At 59.7% G+C, this 20,204-nt stretch carries 18 protein-coding genes and 1 tRNA gene; 3 read left to right on the forward strand and 16 right to left on the reverse strand.

Going from position 1 to position 20,204, the window contains the following annotated elements:
• Positions 1–3: 3 nt before the first annotated feature.
• Entirely contained in the window at positions 4–975 is a 972-nt protein-coding gene (locus E0502_RS15420) for an SPOR domain-containing protein (protein WP_275668364.1), read from the reverse strand.
• Between the two features lie 91 nt (positions 976–1,066).
• Positions 1,067–2,086: a lytic murein transglycosylase gene (locus tag E0502_RS12955; protein ID WP_137678406.1), complete on the reverse strand. Its 1,020-nt coding sequence runs from the start codon at positions 2,084–2,086 to the stop codon at positions 1,067–1,069.
• Between the two features lie 127 nt (positions 2,087–2,213).
• Here E0502_RS12955 and E0502_RS12960 point away from each other — a divergent pair.
• Together E0502_RS12960 and E0502_RS12965 are read left to right on the forward strand one after the other, a co-directional pair.
• A tRNA-Ser gene (locus E0502_RS12960) sits at positions 2,214–2,303 on the forward strand.
• 88 nt (positions 2,304–2,391) lie between these two features.
• The gene (locus E0502_RS12965; protein WP_137678407.1) at positions 2,392–2,655 is read left to right on the forward strand and encodes a hypothetical protein; all 264 of its coding nucleotides are present in this window, start codon (positions 2,392–2,394) and stop codon (positions 2,653–2,655) included.
• Here the strand turns inward: E0502_RS12965 and E0502_RS12970 are convergent, their stop codons facing one another.
• The 7 genes from E0502_RS12970 to E0502_RS13000 all read right to left on the reverse strand — a co-directional run bounded on the left by E0502_RS12970 (position 2,656) and on the right by E0502_RS13000 (position 10,239).
• Positions 2,656–3,381: a sulfotransferase-like domain-containing protein gene (locus E0502_RS12970; protein WP_137678408.1), complete on the reverse strand. Its 726-nt coding sequence runs from the start codon at positions 3,379–3,381 to the stop codon at positions 2,656–2,658.
• The gene (locus E0502_RS12975) at positions 3,378–4,304 is read right to left on the reverse strand and encodes an aminotransferase class IV (protein ID WP_137678409.1); all 927 of its coding nucleotides are present in this window, start codon (positions 4,302–4,304) and stop codon (positions 3,378–3,380) included. The genes E0502_RS12970 and E0502_RS12975 overlap by 4 nt, the downstream gene beginning before the upstream one ends.
• 2 nt (positions 4,305–4,306) lie before the next feature.
• Entirely contained in the window at positions 4,307–6,169 is a 1,863-nt protein-coding gene (locus E0502_RS12980; protein ID WP_137678410.1) for a cation:proton antiporter domain-containing protein, read from the reverse strand.
• A 28-nt stretch (positions 6,170–6,197) separates the two neighbouring features.
• On the reverse strand, positions 6,198–7,610 hold the full coding sequence (gene lpdA, locus E0502_RS12985) for a dihydrolipoyl dehydrogenase (protein WP_137678411.1): 1,413 nt from the start codon (positions 7,608–7,610) through the stop codon (positions 6,198–6,200).
• Between the two features lie 163 nt (positions 7,611–7,773).
• Positions 7,774–8,160 (reverse strand): acyl-CoA thioesterase, encoded by a 387-nt coding sequence (locus E0502_RS12990; RefSeq protein ID WP_137678412.1) that lies wholly within the window; start codon positions 8,158–8,160, stop codon positions 7,774–7,776.
• Positions 8,153–8,899, reverse strand: coding sequence for a hypothetical protein (locus E0502_RS12995; RefSeq protein WP_137678413.1), 747 nt, complete (start codon positions 8,897–8,899; stop codon positions 8,153–8,155). Before E0502_RS12995 ends, E0502_RS12990 begins: the two co-directional genes overlap by 8 nt.
• Before the next feature lie 23 nt (positions 8,900–8,922).
• On the reverse strand, positions 8,923–10,239 hold the full coding sequence (locus tag E0502_RS13000; RefSeq protein WP_137678414.1) for a pyruvate dehydrogenase complex dihydrolipoamide acetyltransferase: 1,317 nt from the start codon (positions 10,237–10,239) through the stop codon (positions 8,923–8,925).
• A 144-nt stretch (positions 10,240–10,383) separates the two neighbouring features.
• Between E0502_RS13000 and E0502_RS13005 the strand changes: the two genes are divergently transcribed.
• Positions 10,384–10,836, forward strand: coding sequence for a universal stress protein (locus E0502_RS13005; protein ID WP_137678415.1), 453 nt, complete (start codon positions 10,384–10,386; stop codon positions 10,834–10,836).
• A gap of 33 nt (positions 10,837–10,869) precedes the next feature.
• On the opposite strand, the gene rnr is transcribed toward E0502_RS13005, so the two are convergent.
• From rnr to E0502_RS13040, 7 genes are all read right to left on the reverse strand, one after another.
• A complete protein-coding gene (gene rnr / locus E0502_RS13010; protein WP_137678416.1) occupies positions 10,870–13,200 on the reverse strand; it encodes a ribonuclease R in 2,331 nt (776 codons plus the stop codon).
• 23 nt (positions 13,201–13,223) lie between these two features.
• A complete protein-coding gene (locus E0502_RS13015; protein WP_137678417.1) occupies positions 13,224–14,627 on the reverse strand; it encodes a M28 family peptidase in 1,404 nt (467 codons plus the stop codon).
• A 53-nt stretch (positions 14,628–14,680) separates the two neighbouring features.
• Positions 14,681–15,271, reverse strand: coding sequence for a DUF805 domain-containing protein (locus tag E0502_RS13020; RefSeq protein WP_161593780.1), 591 nt, complete (start codon positions 15,269–15,271; stop codon positions 14,681–14,683).
• Between the two features lie 19 nt (positions 15,272–15,290).
• Positions 15,291–16,841 carry a proline--tRNA ligase gene (gene proS, locus E0502_RS13025; protein WP_192895960.1) on the reverse strand — a complete coding sequence of 517 codons (1,551 nt, stop codon included), beginning with the start codon at positions 16,839–16,841 and terminating at the stop codon, positions 15,291–15,293.
• 41 nt (positions 16,842–16,882) lie between these two features.
• On the reverse strand, positions 16,883–17,437 hold the full coding sequence (gene phaR / locus E0502_RS13030) for a polyhydroxyalkanoate synthesis repressor PhaR (protein WP_137678420.1): 555 nt from the start codon (positions 17,435–17,437) through the stop codon (positions 16,883–16,885).
• 68 nt (positions 17,438–17,505) lie between these two features.
• A complete protein-coding gene (alr, locus tag E0502_RS13035; protein ID WP_137678421.1) occupies positions 17,506–18,555 on the reverse strand; it encodes an alanine racemase in 1,050 nt (349 codons plus the stop codon).
• Positions 18,548–20,182: an MFS transporter gene (locus E0502_RS13040; protein WP_137678422.1), complete on the reverse strand. Its 1,635-nt coding sequence runs from the start codon at positions 20,180–20,182 to the stop codon at positions 18,548–18,550. Before E0502_RS13040 ends, alr begins: the two co-directional genes overlap by 8 nt.
• Positions 20,183–20,204 lie beyond the last annotated feature (22 nt).

The following is a 20,204-nucleotide window of genomic DNA, read 5'->3' on the forward strand; positions in this document are numbered from 1 at the left end:
GCTTTATCCCGTGGTGTAAACGCGGGCGTCGCTATAGCCCGCAGCACGCGCCTTGGCGAGCGCGGCTTCTGCCTGTCCACGATTGCCGAATGGGCCGATCCGCACACGGTAATAGCGGCCCGATTGCTCGACGAAACCGCCAACGTTATCGGCTGCCTTGGAGGCATTTGCCTGCTTCGAGAACGCGGCGGCCTGAACCACGAATTTGCCATCATTTGCCGCGTCTGCCACATCTACCGTGAGTGCTGTGCGCGCAAGCGTTACCGCAGCAGGAACGGCATTGCGCGTCACTCGTACAGGCTGCGCTGCGGCCGCTTTGCCGATTGGCGCCAGTGGATAGGCCGTGACGGCGCGGCGCTGCTCCGAAAAGGCCTGTTCGAAGCTTGCTCCTGTTGGGGGCGGCACAGCGACTGGACCGACTGAACGTGCGATAGTGACAGGCTGTGGAGTTTTGCTCGGAGCCACTGCTGCCAAAGGTGTGTCATTGCTATTGGCCGCAAGGCTCACAGAGCCAGTGGCTGGCAACTTGCGCTTTAGCACTGCGAGCAATGATTTCGGTGTATCGATCCGTTCCGGTGCCGCAGCGCCAGTCCGAAGCATCGCCCGTTCTGTCTCGGGAGGATTGACCCGGCGAACGCGGATTGCTGCGCCGTCGCCAATGCCGAGTTGAGCGTTTGCCGCGGGTGACAGCGCCAACAGACGGCTACTTGTCATCGGTCCCCTGCGCTCGACACGAACCAGAGTTGTCTTGCCGGAATCGAGTGCTGTGACTTCGACATAGCTCGGCAAGGGGAGCGTTTTATGTGCGGCAGTGACGCCCGAAGCCGCTTCGCCATCAACCGTGGCATAACCGACCTGATCGTAATTCATCGTATCGAAGGGCGTGTATTCCTTACCGTCTACCGTGAACGGATCACCAAGAACTACAGGATAATCCGCAGCGGGGCCGGATCGTTCGGCGACGGGACCCGCCATACCCGCGTTCAGTTCTGCAAGATCACTCCCCCCGCGACCACAGGCTGCGAGAACCAGGCTCAAGCCAATGACGGCAAGGCGTTTCGAACGGTCAAGGTGCAATCTCATCTGCAAGCAATCCAACACTCATGGCGTAGTAATTCGAGCAGTTATATTCGAGGATAACCCTATAATTTGCGGTTAAGAGCCATGCCCGCGTGCCGGGGCCATCAGGTTGAAACAAGGAAGTCATTGTACTGGCGGGCAAAGATTCCTGGGGCTGCACGCCAAGTTGGCGCCACTCCGCCACCGGTTTCCATTGACTGTGCCGCTCATGGACGCGGGAACAGACTGGCGACACGGCCTTGCTTTCAACGGCAGCCCAATTGAACCCGTCGGGCACGGAAGCGCGTACACCCCATGGCTGGCCTTCACGCCAGCCTGCATCCTTGAAATAGCGTGCAATCGAAGCGAGCGTATCGGCGCGATTGTTGAAAATATCTGCTCGCCCATCGCCGTCACCGTCGGTGGCAAGGCGCAGATAAACCGATGGTAGGAATTGGGGATTGCCGAATGCGCCGGCCCAGCTGCCAACCAGATCAGAACGATCATAGCCCTTGTCGGCAACTTTGAACAAAGCGATCAATTCGCCTTCGAACAGTTCGCGTCGACGGCCTTCCCACGCCAACGTAGCAAGCGACCGGGCAAGATCGAAATTACCCTTATAGCCGCCATAGTTGGTCTCATGACCCCAAATGGCCATCAGCATGGGAACCGGCACGCCGTACTGGGATTCGATGCGGGAGTGCAGTCCGCGTGTCGACGCGTACATGTCGCGTCCTCGCGCAATCCGGGTCGGGTTCACATGGGTGTTGAGATAGGGCTGCAAGGCCGGATAACCCGTGCGTGTGGGTGTGCCTGGCTGACCGCGATCGAGTTCGATAACCCGTTGATTGGGCGTCAAGCCACTGGTCATGCGGCGGATCGTTGGCTCGCTCACGCCTTCGGCGCGCGCCTTGGCGGTGACGAGCTGGATATAGGCATCGAAGCTCATATCCTGAGCTGTGGCAGGATGGCCAATCGCAATTGCAGCGAGACTGAGGAAAGCGAGTTTGATTCTTTGTCCGATCATCAGCCCGTAATGCCACAGGCTGGCTGAACGCGGAATGGCAAAACAGCTGGTTTTCTTCGCTTTATCATACGTCAGGTGCAGAAGGGCGTGACAAGCGCGCCAACCATGGCTAGCGAGCGCGATCAGCGGACAGGTGGCAGAGCGGTTGAATGCACCGGTCTTGAAAACCGGCAAGGGTGCAAGCCCTTCGTGGGTTCGAATCCCACCCTGTCCGCCATTCCGCTCCCATATCCATGGCAGACCCCGACAGCCTTCAACCCGCTATCGAACGGGCGGATCACGCTTGGAGCCGGGGAGTTCAAATCATGAGGGACGTTTCGCATGCGCGAGGGCCGGGACGCAAAGCCGGCAACAATTGGCTCCTGTTCTTCCCGCTTGCACTTCTGACAGGGATTTTCACAATCGCCGGTGCGCTGTTGGCTTACTACATTTTCGCCATCGAGTTGGGATATGACGGCGGCAAGTCGGGGATCATCTATCTTGGCGGAGCGGTCGCCGGTTTCTCTATCACATCGCCACTCTGGAAGCTCTATCGCAAGCGCTATCCAAAATTGCCGAAGCCGGATTGATCAGACGATCCGGTGTTGTCTGAGCGCCTCGTAATCGGCCCGGCATTCATCGGCCACCCGCGCATATTCTCCATCCAGTTCGGGCAGATCGCCGAGAGGTTCACCAAACTCGGTGGACCGATTGACCTTGTCGTACCAGTGCGAACCCCAGATGCCGTCTTCCGGGAGCGGACCCTGCTGCCATTTCAACATCGCAGGATCCCAAGTGATGCCCAGCGCGATGCACAGTTCCCAAAGTATGCCTGATGGATCAGCCAGAATGTCGTCCGAATCGACGACAGGGGGCGCCTTGCCGAGCCGATCCGCCTCGGCTTCGAAGTAGCGGCGCATTTGGGCAAAGCCGAGCATTTCTGTGCGACGCAGTTCGTTCTTCTTCTGGTAGCTGGCGACCACCCGCTCGGGCGCGCGAATCAGGAATGCGTGGCGGTGGTCGGGCATGTCGCCAATCGTCACCGGCCCGACCATATGGTGCGGCATGTGTTTCTGATACCAGACGGCTTCCCCGCCCGGTGCTTCGCCTGACTGTGCTGCGAGAACCGATTGCCAGTCACAATCCATATCGGCGATGGTTCCCGCGGCCAGTGGATGGGCTTCGCCAGTATCCTTGAGAAACGCGCCGTAGAAGGGTTCGTCGGACACCGCGCAATCGGCGCGGCTCCCAAAGCTGCGCATCATGGCGGTGGAGATATTGCGCGGCCCGCTCCACATAGCGATCCGGACGGTCATGCCGCGCCGCCGTCCACGTCGCGTTCCATCAATGCCGTGTAAAGACCCTGCAGCCGCTCCACCATCGGCCCCCTGCCCTCGGTCAATTGTCGGCCGTCAACTTCGGTCGCGGGCACCACTCCGGCGAACGTCCCGGTTACAAACGCTTCATCGGCGCCGTAGACATCGGTCAGCGAAAAGTTCTTCTCGAACACGGGTATACCCGCTTCGCGGCACACGCGAATGACATTCGACCGGGTGATTCCGCCAAGGCAATAGTCACCGCTGCTGGTCCACACCTCGCCTTTGCGCACAATGAAGAAGTGGGTTGAATTGCAGGTCGCGACGAAACCATGCGGGTCGAGCATCAATGCTTCGTCGGCACCCGCTTGCGTGGCCTGAATGCAGGCGGTGATGCAATTGAGCTTGGAATGCGAATTGAGCTTCTGGTCCTGCACCGCAGGATCCCCGCGCCTGACATGCACGGTGAACAGGCGGATGCCTTGTTCGACAGTAGCCGGCAGCGGAGCCTTGTATTCGGGTATGATGACAATCGTCGCGGGCGAGATGACCACACGCGGATCCTGATAGGGTGTGGAGCGAATGCCGCGTGTGACCATAAGGCGGATATGAACACCTGCTTCGCCCCGCATCCGATTGCCGTCGATCGTCGCGTAGAGCCGATCGGTCAGCTCCTCGCGCGTCAGGCCGATATCCATCGCAATGGCCTTGGCACCTTCGTAGAGACGATCGAGGTGCGCGCCGAGAAACGCGATCTTGGCCTGATGGACCCGGAGCCCTTCCCAAACCCCGTCGCCGAGCATGAAGCCGCTGTCGAACACCGACACGGTGGCTTGCGCGCGCGGCACCAGCTCTCCGTTCACATTGATCAGGATCGCTTCGTTGCGCGGATCGACTTCGAAATCGTGCGTTCCCTTCGCCAATCTCAGCGCCCCCTCTTCAAGATCTCGTCCATCTGTTCCCGCAGGACGGGATCCCATTTTTCGCGCAATTCCATCACCTTTTCCATCAGCGGTTCGTTTTCGTGGAACGGCACACCGACTTTGTACAGGTTCGCAACCTCGGGCATATAGGCGCGGTCGTTGCTCTCGAATGCGTCGGCAGCTGCCTGCGCCTGTTGTCGGTCCATCCCCAGAGCCTCATAGGCCGAGCGGCCCATTCGCAAACTGCTATCGTAGGTTTCGCGGATGATATCCCTGCACCCGAACGACCACAGGTCGTAGACGTGGTTGCGATCGATCGCGCGAGCGGTGATGTGCACATGCGGATAATTGGCCGCGACATATTTGACCAATTTGTCGATCTGTTCGCGTTCGTCCAGCGCGACGATCAGGAGCTTCGCATTCCCGATCCCGGCGGAACGCAAAAGGTCCGGGCGTGTGGCGTCGCCGAAATAGGTCCGGAAACCGAATTTCCGTACGAGTTCGAGGTGTTTCGAATCGTAGTCGATGACCGTGGTTGCGAATCCCGCCGCCTGGATCATGCGGTCGATTATCCCGCCAACCCGCCCCCGTCCGGCAATGATGACGGAGTTTTCCTCATCGATCGTGTCAGCCTCTTCCCCGGCTTCGTTCCCCTTGCAGTAAGCCCGGGCGATGACCTTGTCGTAGAAGATGAAGAGCAAGGGGGTTACCAACATCGTCAGTGCGACGACCAGCAGAAGCAGGTCAGCAAGGGCATTGTCGAACACGGCATTGGCGACCGCGAAAGCGATCAGGACAAACGCGAATTCACCGGCTTGCGGCAAGCTGAGGCTGAACAGCCACAACGCTTGGCGGCGAAGTCCGTAAAACCAGCCGACCAGAAACAGCACCGCGAACTTCGCTGCAATCGTGACCACAGCCCAGAAAACCACTTCGCCCAGCCGGGCTTGCAACAGGCCGAAATTGATACCCGCACCGACGGTGATGAAGAACAAGCCAAGCAAGAGGCCCTTGAACGGCTCGATATCGCTCTCAAGCTCGTGGCGGTATTCGCTGGTGGCAAGCACCACCCCGGCGACGAAGGCTCCCAACGCTGGCGAGAGGCCGACCAGCGACATCAAAAGGGCGATTCCGATTACCACGACCAATGCAGCGGCAGTGAACAGTTCGCGCAGATTGGCTGCCGCGATATAGCGAAACAGCGGACGTATCAGGTAGACACCGATCCCTACGACCGCTCCCACAGCCGCGATGCGCACAAGCGCTGCAAGCCAGCCGGACAGGTTTTCGGTCATGTCGATGCCGCCGTGTCCGCCCTCGCCGCCATGTGCTCCGGCGGCTCCCGCCAGTTCCGGCAATGCGAGCAAAGGGATCAGAGCTAGGATCGGTATGACCGCAACATCCTGCACCAGCAAGACGGAGAAGCTCGCTTCCCCGCCCTCACTCCGCAGCAGGCGTTTCTCGTTGAGTGTTTGCACGATGATTGCGGTAGAGGACAGCGCCAGGACGAGACCGATCGCAAGAGCTGTCTGCCACGGTTGCTGGTTGATCAGGGAAATGCCCGTGATCGCAAGCGTGGTCAGCAGCACTTGTCCGCCCCCCAGGCTGAACAGCTTGCCGCGCATGTCCCACAGACGCTTGGGTTCCATTTCCAGCCCGATGATGAACAGCATCATCACCACGCCGAATTCGGCAAACACCTGCAACGCTTCGACATCGACCCTTAGCGTACCGAGCAGCGGACTGATTGCCATCCCCGCAAGCAGATAGCCGAGCACGGAACCGAGGCCGAAACGGCTGGCAAGCGGCACGGCGACGACACCCGCGAGGAGGAGGACAAAAGCGAGAATCAGAAAACCGGTCATCTCGTTCTCTTCCTAGTTGCGGCGGAGGTCAGATATGCAGGGCGCGTCCATAGCTAGCAAGCACGCTTTCGTGCATCGACTCGGAGATGGTGGGGTGCGGGAACACGGTCTGCATCAGTTCCGCTTCCGTCGTCTCGAGCGTCTTGCCCACGACGAAGCCCTGGATCATCTCGGTCACCTCTGCGCCGACCATATGCGCGCCGAGCAATTCACCGGTCTTGGCATTGAACACAGTCTTCACGAAGCCTTCCGCTTCGCCCAGCGCGATGGCCTTGCCGTTGCCGATGAAGGGGAATGTGCCAGCCTTTACCTCGTGCCCCGCTTCCTTCGCTTTCGCCTCGGTCAGGCCGACGCTGGCGATTTGCGGATGGCAATAGGTGCAGCCCGGGATGTTGCCCCGGTCGAGCGGGTGCGGATGGACCTCCTTGTTGCCCAGATCTTTGGCAATCGCCTCGGCACAGGTGACGCCTTCATGGCTCGCCTTGTGCGCCAGCCAGGGGCCCGGCGTGCAATCGCCGATGGCCCACAGGCCCTTGGACTTCGTGCGGCCATAGGGGTCGATCTGGATGAAGCCGCGATCCATCTCGGCCAGCTTTTCCAACCCGATGTTCTCGGTGTTCGGAACGATGCCGATGGCTGTGATGCAGTGGGTGAACTCGGTCTCCGAGACCTTGCCATCCTTGGCCTTGATCTTGGCCTTCACGCCGCTCGCGCTGACGTTGATGTCCTCGACACCCGCTCCGGTCATGATGGTCATGCCTTGCTTGGTCAGGCTCTTCTCGAGGAAGGCGGAGACGTCCTTGTCCTCCACCGGCACGATGCGGTCGAGCATTTCGACCACGGTCACATCGCAGCCCATATCGTTGTAGAAGCTCGCGAACTCGATCCCGATCGCGCCGCTGCCGATGACCAGCAACTTCTTGGGCATTTCGGGCGGGGTCATGGCGTGGCGATAGGTCCATACGCGCTTGCCGTCGGCCTTGGCGAAGGGCAGGTCGCGGGCGCGCGCGCCGGTGGCGACGATCACGTGTTTTGCGGTGAGCTTTTCCTCGCCCTTGTCCGATTTCACCGTCAGCGAGGTCGGGCCGGTCAGCGTGCCCTCGCCCATATGAACCGTGATCTTGTTCTTCTTCATCAGGTGGGTGACGCCCTGATTGAGCTGCTTGGCGACCCCGCGGCTGCGCTTCACCACGGCTTCCAAATCAGCCTCGATCTTGCCCGCAATCTTCAGCCCATAGTCGCTTGCATGCTGGGCATAGTGCAGGATCTCGGCCGAACGCAGCAGCGCCTTGGTCGGGATGCAGCCCCAGTTGAGGCAGATGCCGCCAAGCAACTCGCGCTCGACGATCGCGGTCTTGAGCCCCAGCTGCGCACAGCGAATCGCAGCGACATAGCCACCGGGTCCGGAGCCGAGAACGATAACGTCATATTGGGCAGTCATTCAGTCTAAGCCTTTCGAGCCTGAACAAGTGGAACACATGGAACACAGTCCAAGGGTTTGATTCTGTCCGCACATGAGGCGGTGCAGTGATTGATGGACTGCGAAGGTGACAGCGTTCGGCATAGGGTGATTGTCGCATGAATCGCGCAGTGTAGGACAGCGTTCATGCCGTGCGCAGCCCTTCGGTCTTCACCGCGCGGGGACGCCCTGCGTCGTCGAGCAGGACGAACTTGAACGTTCCGCATGCAACCTTGGTGGTGGCTTCTCCGTGCCGCTCGCGCGCGATGCCTTCGGCGAGAATGGTGAGCGAGGTCTGCCCGGTCCCGGCAATGCTGCAATAGACCGACAGCTCGTCCCCCACCGCCATCGCGCCGGGAAAGGCGAAATCGGTGGCCGAGACGACCACCGCCTTGCCGTGCCCCTCGCGGCTCGCGAGCGACCCTGCGCCGAGCGCCATCTGGCCCATCAGCCACCCGCCGAACACCCCGCCATAGGGGTTGAGATCGGTCGGCATGGCCGTGACGCGGATGAGGGGGGAGCGGTCAGTCACCTTTCTTTTCTTTTTCTAACTGCTCTTTGTAGGCATCCATCAGTTCTTTAGGCTCGAAACCCACCTTCTTGAGCAAATCTTCGTACACAGCGACTGCGAGACCTGCGCCAGCTGCAAATGCAGCGACCGAAAAAATAAGAATAAATACCCAATCTGCGAATCCCTCATCAGAATCTTCGTCAGAATTTCGATCTTCTTCAACTGATCGCCGTGCCATTTCGAGATTTGAAAGGACATCGACATTCGGTTCTCGTACCTTCAGCCGCGCCATGTTGTTTTGAGACATCACATACCAAACCGTAAGGGATTCCCCGGCTTTTAGAAGTTCAATTGGGATTTTGACCTCTCGCCCGTTCCCGACGTCCAATGGTATTGTCTCATCAAGCGCTGATCCGTCATCCGGCATGTAGCCTGCTGCGAGAAAATCTCGCTCCTCGGGCGTTACCCTTGAGATCAAAGTAGCCTCGAAATCCGGAATATCCACTTCCCCTTCGTTGCGTATCGTCGCTAATCCAAGGTCAATATCTCCGACTTCATCAACTTCTCGATATTCCAACCGATCCATAACGTTTTTGGCAATTCGAGCTTGCGCAAGTCCATCAAGGCCGAATTGATCATCGATGAAAACACTGAGCTTCTTATCTGCATCGAGAATGGGCGGGGTCGATCCTGGCAATATCCATGGCTGGACTAGAGCGAGCGCTATACCTCCTAAGAAAGTCGCTGCCGCAGTGATCAAGAATAACTGAGCGCCTTTGCCCATTAGACCACCAGCCCCATCGGGTTCTCCACCAGCTGCTGGAACGCCTGCATCAGCGCCGCACCGTCCGCGCCGTCGATGGCGCGGTGGTCGAAGCTGCCGGTGGCGCTCATCACCGTGGCGACTTGCAATGCGCCGTCGACCACATGCGGGCGTTGCTCGCCCGCGCCCACCGCGAGGATCATCGCCTGCGGCGGGTTTATCACCGCGTCGAATTGTTTGGTGCCGAACATGCCGAGGTTGGAGAGCGAGGCGGTGCCGCCCTGGAATTCCTGCGGCTGCAATTTGCCTTCCTTGGCCTTGCCCGCAAGCTCCTTCATCTCGGTGCTGATCTGCGCGAGACCCTTGCGGCCCGCATCGCGGATGATCGGCGTGATCAGGCCCGAAGGTGCAGCCACCGCGACGGAAATGTCCTGCCGCGAATATTCGAACAATTCGTCACCCTGGAAGCTGACGTTGCACTTGGGCACGCGTTGCAATGCACGGGCAAGCGCCTTGATCAGCAGATCATTGACCGAAAGCTTCACGCCATCCGCCTCTAGCGAAGCGTTCAGCTGGCTGCGCAGCTTGAGCAACGCATCAAGCTGCACGTCGACGGTAAGGTAGATGTGCGGGATGGTCTGCTTCGCCTCGGTCAGACGGCGCGCGATGACCTTGCGGACATTGTTGAGCTTCTGCGCTTCGTAAGGCGCATCGAGATCGCCGCCGAGTGTGGCGGGCTTGGCGGGCGCTGCGCCTGCAGGTTTCGCCGTTTCCGCTTTGGCCGCAGCCGCCCCGGCCTTCGCGCCTTCGATATCCGCTTTGACGATGCGGCCATTGGGGCCGCTGCCCTCCACGCCGGTAAGGTCTATGCCCTTCTGCTCCGCAATCCGCTTGGCGAGCGGCGATGCAATAATCCGGTCGCCATCCGCCGCTGGTGCGGGGGTCGGTGCCGGAGTTGGCGCGGGTGCAGGAGTTGGCGTTGGTGCCGGAGTTGATGCCGGCGCAGCAGCGGGCTTTTCAGCCTCTTTCTTCGATGGTTCCGATTTGGATTCTTCCGGACCAACCGACGACGCAGCAGCCTCGCTCACATCCTCGCCCTCTTCCGCGAGAATTGCGATAACCGTCCCGACCTTCACATTCTCGCTGCCCTCGGGCACCTCGATCTTTGCGATTATGCCTTCATCGACCGCTTCGAATTCCATCGTCGCCTTGTCGGTCTCGATCTCGGCCATAATGTCGCCGGAGCTGACGGTATCGCCTTCCTTGACGAGCCAGCGGGCGAGCGTGCCCTCCTCCATGGTCGGTGACAGGGCGGGCATCTTGATCGGTGTGGGCATGGGTGCTCGTGAATTCCTGTTGTGACGTAGGGTAACCCTCTGGCCAATTTGGCGCGCGTGGGCAAGGTTCTTGCTCCGAATACGATTTCAGAGGATACTCGCCAAACGCAGCGCAACAACTCTGCGCTCCGCTAGGGGGAAGAAATGCGCGTCTATCTGGTGATCATGGATGAGAGCGACGAGGCACGCAAAGCACTGCGCTACGCCTCCCGCCGCGCGGTGCAGGGCGGCGACGCGGTGCATATCCTGGCCTTGGTTGAAAAGCAGAATTTCACCGCCTTCGGTGCGGTGCAGGAAACGATTGAACAGGAAGCGCGAGACCGGGCCGAGGTCATGGCGAGCAGCGCTGCCGGGAACCTGTTTTCCGAAAGCGGCAAGATGCCCACAATCTCCGTCCGTATCGGCGATGCCCAGAAGGTGATCCGTGAATATTTGGCCGGACACCCGGAAGTTACCAGCCTTGTCCTGGCAGCGGCCGAGGACGGGGGGCCTGGACCGCTCGTGACCCATTTCTCCGCAAATGCCGGAAGCCTGCCCTGCCCGCTGGTTATCGTGCCCGGCGGATTGAGCGGTGAACAGCTGGACAAGCTTAGCTAGCGCCTGATCCAAGCCGTTGGACCCTGATTTTGGTCAGCGCTTTCCTTTTCCGCCATTCTTGCCCTTGCCCTTGCCTTTACCCTTACCTCCAGGTCTGGCTTTGCCTTGATGGCGGATGTTTGCCGGACGACCCCGATTTCCTCCGGGATGCTGACCTTTTCGCCTTGGCGCAGGACGATTACCGCGCGCTTCAATCGGATTGCCGTCGCTGTCCAGCGGAACGAATTTCAGCGCGCCGGTAAGCGGGTTGGCTTCGCCCAGTTTGAGCTTGAGCCGGTCTCCGCTGGTGTAACTCGTGCCGCTGTTCTCGCCGACAAGGGCCTGCGCCTTCTCGTCATACCGGAAGTGTTCCGATCCTAGTGTCGAAACGGGCACCAGCCCATCGCCGCCCAACCCTTCGATAGTCGCGAAGAAGCCGAAATTCTGGACACCGGTGATGCGGGTATCGAATGTCTCGCCCACTCTCCCCGATAGCCACGCGGCGACATAACGGTCGATCGTGTCGCGCTCGGCCTCCATCGCGCGCCGCTCTGTCTGGCTGATTGCATCGGCGATCCGGGCCAGGTCTTCCCGGTCCTTGTCCGACAGGCCGGTGGCAGGCGGAACATCGAGTTCGGGTTTCGGCTGCTCCAGCTTGAATGCGTCAACCAGCGCGCGATGGACCAGCAAGTCTGCATAGCGGCGGATCGGCGAGGTGAAATGGGCGTACGAACCAAGCGAGAGGCCGAAATGTCCCGCATTCTTGGGGCCGTAATATGCCTGCATTTGGGTGCGCAGGACGGCTTCCATCACCTGGGCTTTTTCCGACTCGTCAGTCACATCCTTCAGCATCCGGTTGAACAGGCCGGGCGTGACGACCTGACCCAGTGCGAGGGTCTTTCCGAAAGTCGAAAGATACTCTTTCAGCGCGACCAGTTTCTCGCGGCTGGGCGGCTCGTGGACCCGGTAAACGACCGGTGATGCCTTGTTCTCGAGCGCTTTGGCTGCTGCGACATTGGCGGCAATCATGAAATCCTCGACCACCCGGTGGGCATCGAGACGTTCGCGCACGGCAATTTCAGCAATCTTGCCCTGATCATCCAGAATGACCCGGCGTTCAGGCAGATCGAGTTCAAGCGGATCGCGCTTGTCGCGCGCCGCGGCGAGCACTTTCCAGCAATCCCACAATTTGCGCAGGTGCGGTTCGGCGGTCCCATCATCGACCTGCGCCTGAGCATCTTCATAGGAGATATTCGATGCAAGCCGCACGATGGCACGGCGGAACTGTTGTTCGAGAATCTTTCCGTCGGCAGAGATGTGCAGGTGGCAGACCATCGCCGCGCGGTCCTGGCCCTGTTTGAGCGAGCAGACATCGGCACTCAGCACTTCAGGCAGCATGGGCACGACACGGTCGGGGAAATAGACCGAGTTGCCGCGCTTGCGCGCTTCGCGGTCTACCGCACTGCCCGGGCGGACATAGAAAGACACGTCGGCAATGGCGATCAGTGCCTTGAAGCCGCCTTTGCCGTCCGGTTCGGCCCAGATCGCGTCATCATGGTCCCGTGCATCCGCTGGATCGATCGCAACGATGGGCAGGTTTCTCAGGTCTTCACGCTGTTCCTCGCTCAGAGGCAGTTTTGCCGCCAGCTGCGCTTCTTCGAGCGCATTTTCAGGGAAGACATGAGGGATGCCATGCTTGGAGATGGCGATCAGCGAGAAAGCCTTCGGAGCAAGCGGGTCGCCGAGCACCTCGACGACTTTGACCCCCGAACGCGGAGAGCGCCCGACCGGTTCTGCAAGGACCAGTTGCCCCTCTTCCGCTCCGCCAAGGTCGGCAATGGCGGTCGATTGACGGATCCGCTTGTCGACCGGGGCAAGCCAGCCTTTGCCGCTTCCGTCGATTTCGACCACGCCCATCAGCCCGTCGGTTTTCGCCGGAAGCTTTTTCATGACGTGGGCAGTCCAGCCGCTGCCTGCCTCTTCCGTTCGGGCAAGAATTCGGTCGCCGACCCTCAGGGCCGGGTGGCGCCCCTTGCCCTTCTTGCTTTCGATAACGCGAAGGCGGGGCGGCGGGCTGCCGCTGTCCGGCTGCCAGCTGTCAGGGATGGCGTACGGCTCCCCGTCCTCGATTTCGAGAACCCGCAACACAGTGACCTTGGGCACGCCGCCCATCTGGTGATAGGCGGTTTTCTTGCCGTCGATCAGGCCTTCTTCGGCCATGTCCCTGAGCAACTTCTTGAGAGCAATTTTCTCTTGCCCTTTGAGGCCGAATGCCTTGGCAAGCTCACGCTTGCCGACGATGCCGTCAGCGGTCTGGAGGAATTCGAGAACCTGCTCTTTGCCAGGCAGGCCCTGGGGGCGATTGATGTAGGGGCGTTTGGCCATAGGCCGCCCATATGGGCGCGGCTCTACTCGCTGTCACCCTGTTCCTTCGGGATCGGGGCAAAGCTTCCGGCAGGAACTGCGCTGGCGACCGGACTTGCCTCCAGCTCATTCAGCGCCTGAACGCCGAAGATCCAGTCATCACCGCGTAACGGAACAATGAAATCGACCTTTTCCCCCGCCAGCTGCTCGCTCGTCACGACGCAATCAGACCAGTCCTGACCGGCCGTTCCAGCCGGCACTGAAGCGCGCCATGCGGCTTCGTCGGTGCGGCGCACGCGAACACAATAGGCATCGGCACCGGCGATGGTTTGCCAGCTCAATGCGGTGTCGGTTCTGACCGCTGCGTCGATTGTCGGGGCCACCGGCATGGGCGCATTGGCCAGCCGGTCAAGCGCTCGCACGTTCAACCGCGTGACTTTGGCGAGATAGCCGAAATCCATTTCATCGGTTGTATCCCCGTAAGTGACGCCCTCTTCCTCCCGCAAATCCTGGTGCTGATGATCATAATCTTCCACCGCGACGGAGAAGCGGACTGCCGGATAACCTTTGTCGAGAAACGGGATCTGGTCCCCGCCGCGCCCCATACGGTCGGTCCGCCAGATTTGCCGCACGTCCAATTCGCCGGGATACTCGTCCGCAATGGTATCCAGCCAGCGCGACAGGTTGCGGCTTGGGCTGTCGTTCTCGCCGCCATTGCGTCGCTGTGCAGCACGGATGTCATCGGTCAGATCGGCCCGCGGCCCTTCGGAAAACACGCGCACATGGGTGTCGTCGCAATAGCCGTCAGAGCCACAACTTCCGCCCACGATATCATTGTTGAGCACCGCCTTGACGGTCCAGCCCTGTTCTTCGGCATAATCGGCCATCAACTGGCCGCCGTAGAGCCCTTGCTCTTCACCCGATAGCAATGCGTAAACGATGGTGGCCGCGTATTTCTGTTTCGAGAGCACGCGCGCCGCTTCGATGACCAGGGCTGTGCCCGATCCGTCATCATTTGCGCCCGGAGCATCGCTGGTGAAATCCATCACGTCACTGACGCGGCTATCGATATGGCCTTGTACGATGACAACTTCGTTCGGCCGTTCGGTGCCGCGCTGGATTGCGACCGCATTTCGTAACCGGGTCGGGGTCGGAATGCGCCGCCCCTGCACCACTCTTTCAGGCAGGACTACTTCAAGGCAATTGCCGCAGTCGGCAGAAATGGCGCGAAAGCTATCTGCGCCCCAATCGACCGCAGCGCCAATCCCGCGCTCAGGATCGTCCTGCGCGGACATGGTATGTCTGGTGCTGAACGCGACCAGGCGTTCCAGATCGGCTTCAAGCCGGTCAGCAGAAACAGATACAGCCGGATCAATGGGTTCGGCTTCGGACTGCGCAATGGCAGCGGAGGAACAGAAGGCAGCGAGCGTGACGATGAGATAGCGCATGACGCGTATCTCCGATCACGAGCGGCATTTGGCAAGCCCGATCTCGAATGAATTCAGGTGAGCACCTCAGGCTCTTCGCCAAAACGGTTCGGTCCATCGTCCGATTCCAGAACCCCGAATATGATCGTAACCAGATAACCGGCCCAACCCACTATGCTGGAGAAATACAGTCGGGTCTGGTCGCCGAAGGCTTTATCCGGATCGGACTGATTCATTGCCGAGCGAGCCATCTCCACCACGGCATCGACGTTCAGGCTGCTCATCACTGTGGTATAAATCACCGGAGCAAGTGCGAGCGCCAGCCACCAGCCCGATTTGCCCGAATCGTGCAGACGCCGCACGAAGCTGGCCGAGAACAACCCGATCAGGATGAAAGTCAGAGCGCCGCCAGCGTATGTGATAAAACGCATCTGGTCGCCGAGACTGGCAGACATCGCTGCATTGACCGCTTCGGGATCTCCACCAGCCTGAACAGTTTCGAACGCTGCACCAAGCATGGCTGTGTACAGCGGTATCGAGACCGCCAGCCCGATTACGAAATTCAGGATCACCAAAAACAGGACGTACCACCAAAAGGTCGAGCGCCTGTCCCGCCCCTCGAAATTCGTCAGGTTTTTCAGGTTGTGTTTAATTGCCGAGAGCATGGTCGTTCCCCGTAACCGATCAATACGCGCGGGCGACGAATATGCGTTCGACCGCCGGTTCGCCAGTGAAAATGCAGGCTCCGTCAACCGCCGCTGCATCGACCGGAACATTGCGCATGGTAAGCTTCAAGGCTTTCAGCTGCTCGACGACCTTTTCAAGCGCTGCGCCGGTCGGCTTCGACCATTGCACCTCGACCCAGCCGGGATAACGCGCATCGCCGGAGAAGAAATCCGATAATGCATCGAAATCCGTGATCCCGCGAGTGATATTGGCATCGCGGCGCTCGCGCGCTTCTTCAAACAAGCGGTCCTGGATGGCTTCCAGCAAGGATGGTGCCTGCGAAGAGAATCCTTCGCGGGTCAGGAACTGGAACGCAGGCTTGCCGCTTTCTTCGTTCCACAGCTGATCGCGCCGCAGCATTGCGACTTTGCCGTCCGCCATGTCCCGCGGCCCCACCTCGAGAATGATCGGCGCGCCTTTGCGAACCCACTCCCAGCGCTTGGCAGAACCCTTGGCAGGGCGCTTGTCGAGCAACACGCGGATCGGTTCACCACAGGCGCTCAACCCAAGTTCGCGGAATTTCGCGACGATCTCTCCGCAATACTCCAGCACTTTCTCGTCTTCGGGCTTGTCACGCAGCATGGGAAGAATGACAATCTGCCACGGGGCAATCTTGGGTGGCACACGCAGCCCGTCATCGTCGCCATGGGTCATTATGACACCGCCAACCATGCGTGTTGAAAAGCCCCAGCTGGTTGTATGCGCAAGTTGCTGGGTGCCTTCGCGATCCTGATACCGGATGCCGCTGGCTTCAGCGAAATTCGTCCCGAGATAGTGACTCGTGCCAGCCTGGAGGGCTTTGCCATCCTGCATCATGGCTTCGATCGACCAGGTTTCCACAGCACCGGGGAAACGTTCGTTCTCAGGCTTCTCGCCGACGATCACGGGAATGGCCAGATCATCTTCAGCACAATCGCTGTACATCGTGATCGCGCGATGCGTTTCTTCGAGCGCATCCTCGCGCGTTTCGTGTGCCGTGTGGCCTTCCTGCCAGAGGAATTCAGTGGTGCGCAAGAACATCCGCGTGCGCATTTCCCAGCGCACCACATTGGCCCACTGGTTGGTCAGCAACGGCAGATCGCGCCAGCTTTGGACCCAGCGCGCCATCGCGTCGCCGATGATGGTTTCCGAAGTCGGGCGCACCACGAGCGGCTCTTCAAGCTTGGCTTCCGGATCGGGGATCAGCTTGCCATCGGGCCCGGCAATCAAACGGTGGTGCGTTACGACCGCCATTTCCTTGGCAAAGCCTTCGACATGCTCCGCCTCGCGTTCGAAGTTGGATAGCGGGATGAAAATCGGGAAATAGCAATTGTCGACGCCGGCATCCTTGATCCGCGCATCCATCAGGCGCTGGATACGTTCCCAGATGCCATAGCCCCACGGCTTCATGACCATGCAGCCGCGCACGCCCGACTCTTCGGCCAGGTCAGCGGCTGAAATTACTTCCTGATACCATTGCGCAAAATCGTCGGCGCGCTTCACCGAAAGAGCGTGGCGAATGTTTGACAAGTCGAGTTTCCTGTTGATTTCGAGTATGGCGCGAGCGCGCCTTATTTGCCCAGTTCGTCGAGCTTTTTCTGCATTTCGGCCATCTGTTTGCGCAAGGCAGCCAGCTCTTCACCATCCGAAGGTTTGGTTCCTCCAGCGGAGGTTTTCGAGCCCGGGATCAGAGCATCGCCCATTGCCTTCATCACCGCCAGATTGGTTTCCGCAATCTTTGCCAGCGGATTGCCGGAAATACCCTTTTTGAAGGCTTCCTGCAGTTTGGTCTGGTTCTGCCGGAAATTGGTCATGCTGGCTTCGAGGTAGCTGGGCATCATGGACTGCATTGAATTGCCGTACATACCGATCAAGTCACGCAGGAAGCTGACCGGCAACATCTGTTGGCCGCTGGCTTCTTCTTCCATGATGATCTGAGTCAGGATGGAATGGGTGATGTCGTCGCCGGACTTGGCATCGACCACTTTGAAATCGACCCCCTCTCGCGTCATCTTCGCCAAATCGTCCAGTGTTATGTAGCTGGAGGATCCGGTGTTGTAGAGACGACGGTTAGCGTATTTCTTGATGGTAATGGTGTCGCCATCTTGCGCATTGCGCTTGGCCATGGAGGTGCCCTCTCGTTGTGCAGGAATGCTGCATTAGCAGGTGCAGCATGTGCAGTGCAACATAGCTGTTATAAAACCGACCGGTCGAAACGGTTGCCCAAGGTTGTCAGCAATTCGTATTGGGACAGACCGCTTTTCGCGGCATTGTCCGGCAAGTCGAAAGGCACATCCAGCCAGTCACCCTCGCCCAGGTTCAGGGCATTGCTCGCATCGACCACGATCATGTCCATCGAAACCTTGCCGAGAATCGGGAGCGCCACGTCTTCCCAGCCGAGCGCGCCCTCCGGCCCGCGCGTTCGGAGAAAACCATCGGCATAGCCGAGTGAAATCACCGCAACGCGCATTGCCCGATCCGCAGTGAAGGTCGCGTTGTATCCGACGCTGTCTCCGGCGCTGATCTGTCGCAATTGCAATACGCTTGCCTGCGGAAAAGCCACTTGCCGAATATGGCCGGAAAGCTCTGGCCGCGGCACCCCTCCATAAAGCGAGAGCCCGGGACGGGTCAGATCGAAATGGTAGCCTTCGCCCATGGCTATGCCTGCACTGTTGCACAGGCTGAGCGCTTCGTGCGGCAGATTTGCAGAGGCCTGCCGGAAGCGATCCAGCTGAAGCGCATTCTGGCCGCTCGACTCGTCGGCCGAAGCGAGATGCGACATCAGCACCTTGATTTCGAGCATCTGGAGCAGCGGATCGCCAATATCCTGCATCGAAATGCCGAGACGATTTATCCCGGTGTCGACCATCAAGTGGCACGGGCCGTTACCCTGTTCGCGCCATAGCTTGGCCTGGGCCAGGCTGTTGATCACTGGCACCGCTCCGGTCGCCTCGGCAAAGGACACATCGCCAGCGGTCATCGGGCCGTGCAAGACAGCGATCGAGCAGCCTTGTGCTAAGCTCGCGACCGGTTCGACCTCGCTCCAGTGTGCGACGAAGAAGTGGCGCGCACCAGCTTCTCTGAGGGCCGGGACGCAATGTTCGACGCCGAGTCCATAGGCATCCGCCTTCACCGCTGCTCCGGTCTGCGCATGGCCTGACAAGCGATCGAGCGTTTTCCAGTTTGCCTTAAGCGCCGCTTCGTCGACCCGGAGCCGCAAGGTGGCAGGAGGTCTGTCAGGCATTGTCTTGGAAGTCGGTCGGTGGCCCGTTCGGCAATCCCCACCAGGCAACAACCACGCCAATTGCGACCACAATCCAAGTGTACCACAGCCCCGAGTAGACGTTGCCGGTGCTTGCGACGATTATTCCGGATATGAGCGGCAGGAAGCCGCCAAGCCAGCCGGCACCGATGTGATAGGGGATCGACATCGAGGAATAGCGGATGCGCGGCGGGAACATCTCGGTCAGGAGCGCCGCGACCGAACCATAGGTCAGTGCGGACAGAGCCCCGAGTGCCAGCAACAAGGCTACTATGCCGAGGATATTCCCAATCGGTGGCACTTGCCGGGAGAAATCGAAACCGTAGGGCGCAAGCGCCGCTTGCAAGCCGGAATTCCGTGCCGCGCCGTCTTGATACCATTCGGCGGGGATGGCGATCGGATCACCGGAAACGCTAACCGATACTTCTTCGCCCGGCTCCACCGTATAGGTGACACCGCTGGCGATCAGCGAGCCGAGCACCTTGCCGCAATCGCTCGGTTGACGATCCATCAGTTCGGCAAAAGGATCGGTTACGCATTCAGGACCGGTCACGACCACCGGGCTTCGTTCCGCCGCTTCAGCCAGCGCAGGATTGGCGAGGCTGCCCATGGCCCAGAAGATCGGGAACAGCAGCGCAAGCGATGCAAGCGCGCCGATGATGATCGGCTTCTTGCGACCGACCCGGTCCGACCATTTGCCGATGACAACGTAGAAGGCCATCGACAGCAGGCCGGCGATCAACAGAATGATTTCGACGGTCAGCTCGTCCAGCCGCATATCCCCTTTGAGGAACGAGAGGCTGGAGAAAAACGCGGTGTACCAGATCGTGGTCAGCACACCCGCCACCCCGAACAGAGCCACGAAAATGCGTTTCTTGTTGCCGGGATAGGTGAAGCTTTCGAGAAACGGATTGCCCGAGGTTTCGCCCGCCTCTTTCATCGCTTTGAAAACCGGACTTTCGGACAGTTTGAAGCGCATCCACAAGGAAATTGCCAAGAGGATGATCGAAAGCAGGAATGGCACACGCCAGCCCCATGCGTTGAAATCGTCATCCGGAATGATGAAGCGGCAAACCAGTACGACGATAATCGACAGGACAAATCCGCCGACTACGCTGGCCTGGATAAAGCTGGTGTAGAAACCGCGCTTCTCCGGCGGAGCATGTTCAGCCACATAGATTGCCGCGCCGCCATATTCACCGCCAAGCGCCAGTCCCTGCAGCACTCTGAGTATGATAACGATGATCGGCGCCACTATCCCGATCTGATCAACCGTCGGGATGAGGCCCACCCCGGCCGTTGCGATACCCATCAGCGTAACGGTCACCAAAAATGTGTATTTGCGCCCCAACTTGTCGCCCAGATAACCAAACAGGATTGCGCCGACCGGCCGGAATGCAAAACCAACTGCGAAGGTGGACCAGACGAGCAGCAGACCCAGCGTGGGGTCGTCCACATCGTAAAAGGCGTCTTTCAGGATGTAAGCGAGCGTGCCGTAGATGAAGAAATCATACCATTCGAAAATGGTGCCGGCGGAACTGGCTCCGATGACGAGCCTGATTTCCTTCTCGCTGGGTTCGCGTTCCTGCATTGCGTCCGAGGCGTCCATTCCTCATTCTCCCCCGAAGCTG

Source organism: Parerythrobacter lutipelagi, assembly GCF_005434975.1.
GTDB classification, from domain to species: Bacteria; Pseudomonadota; Alphaproteobacteria; order Sphingomonadales; family Sphingomonadaceae; genus Parerythrobacter_A; species Parerythrobacter_A lutipelagi.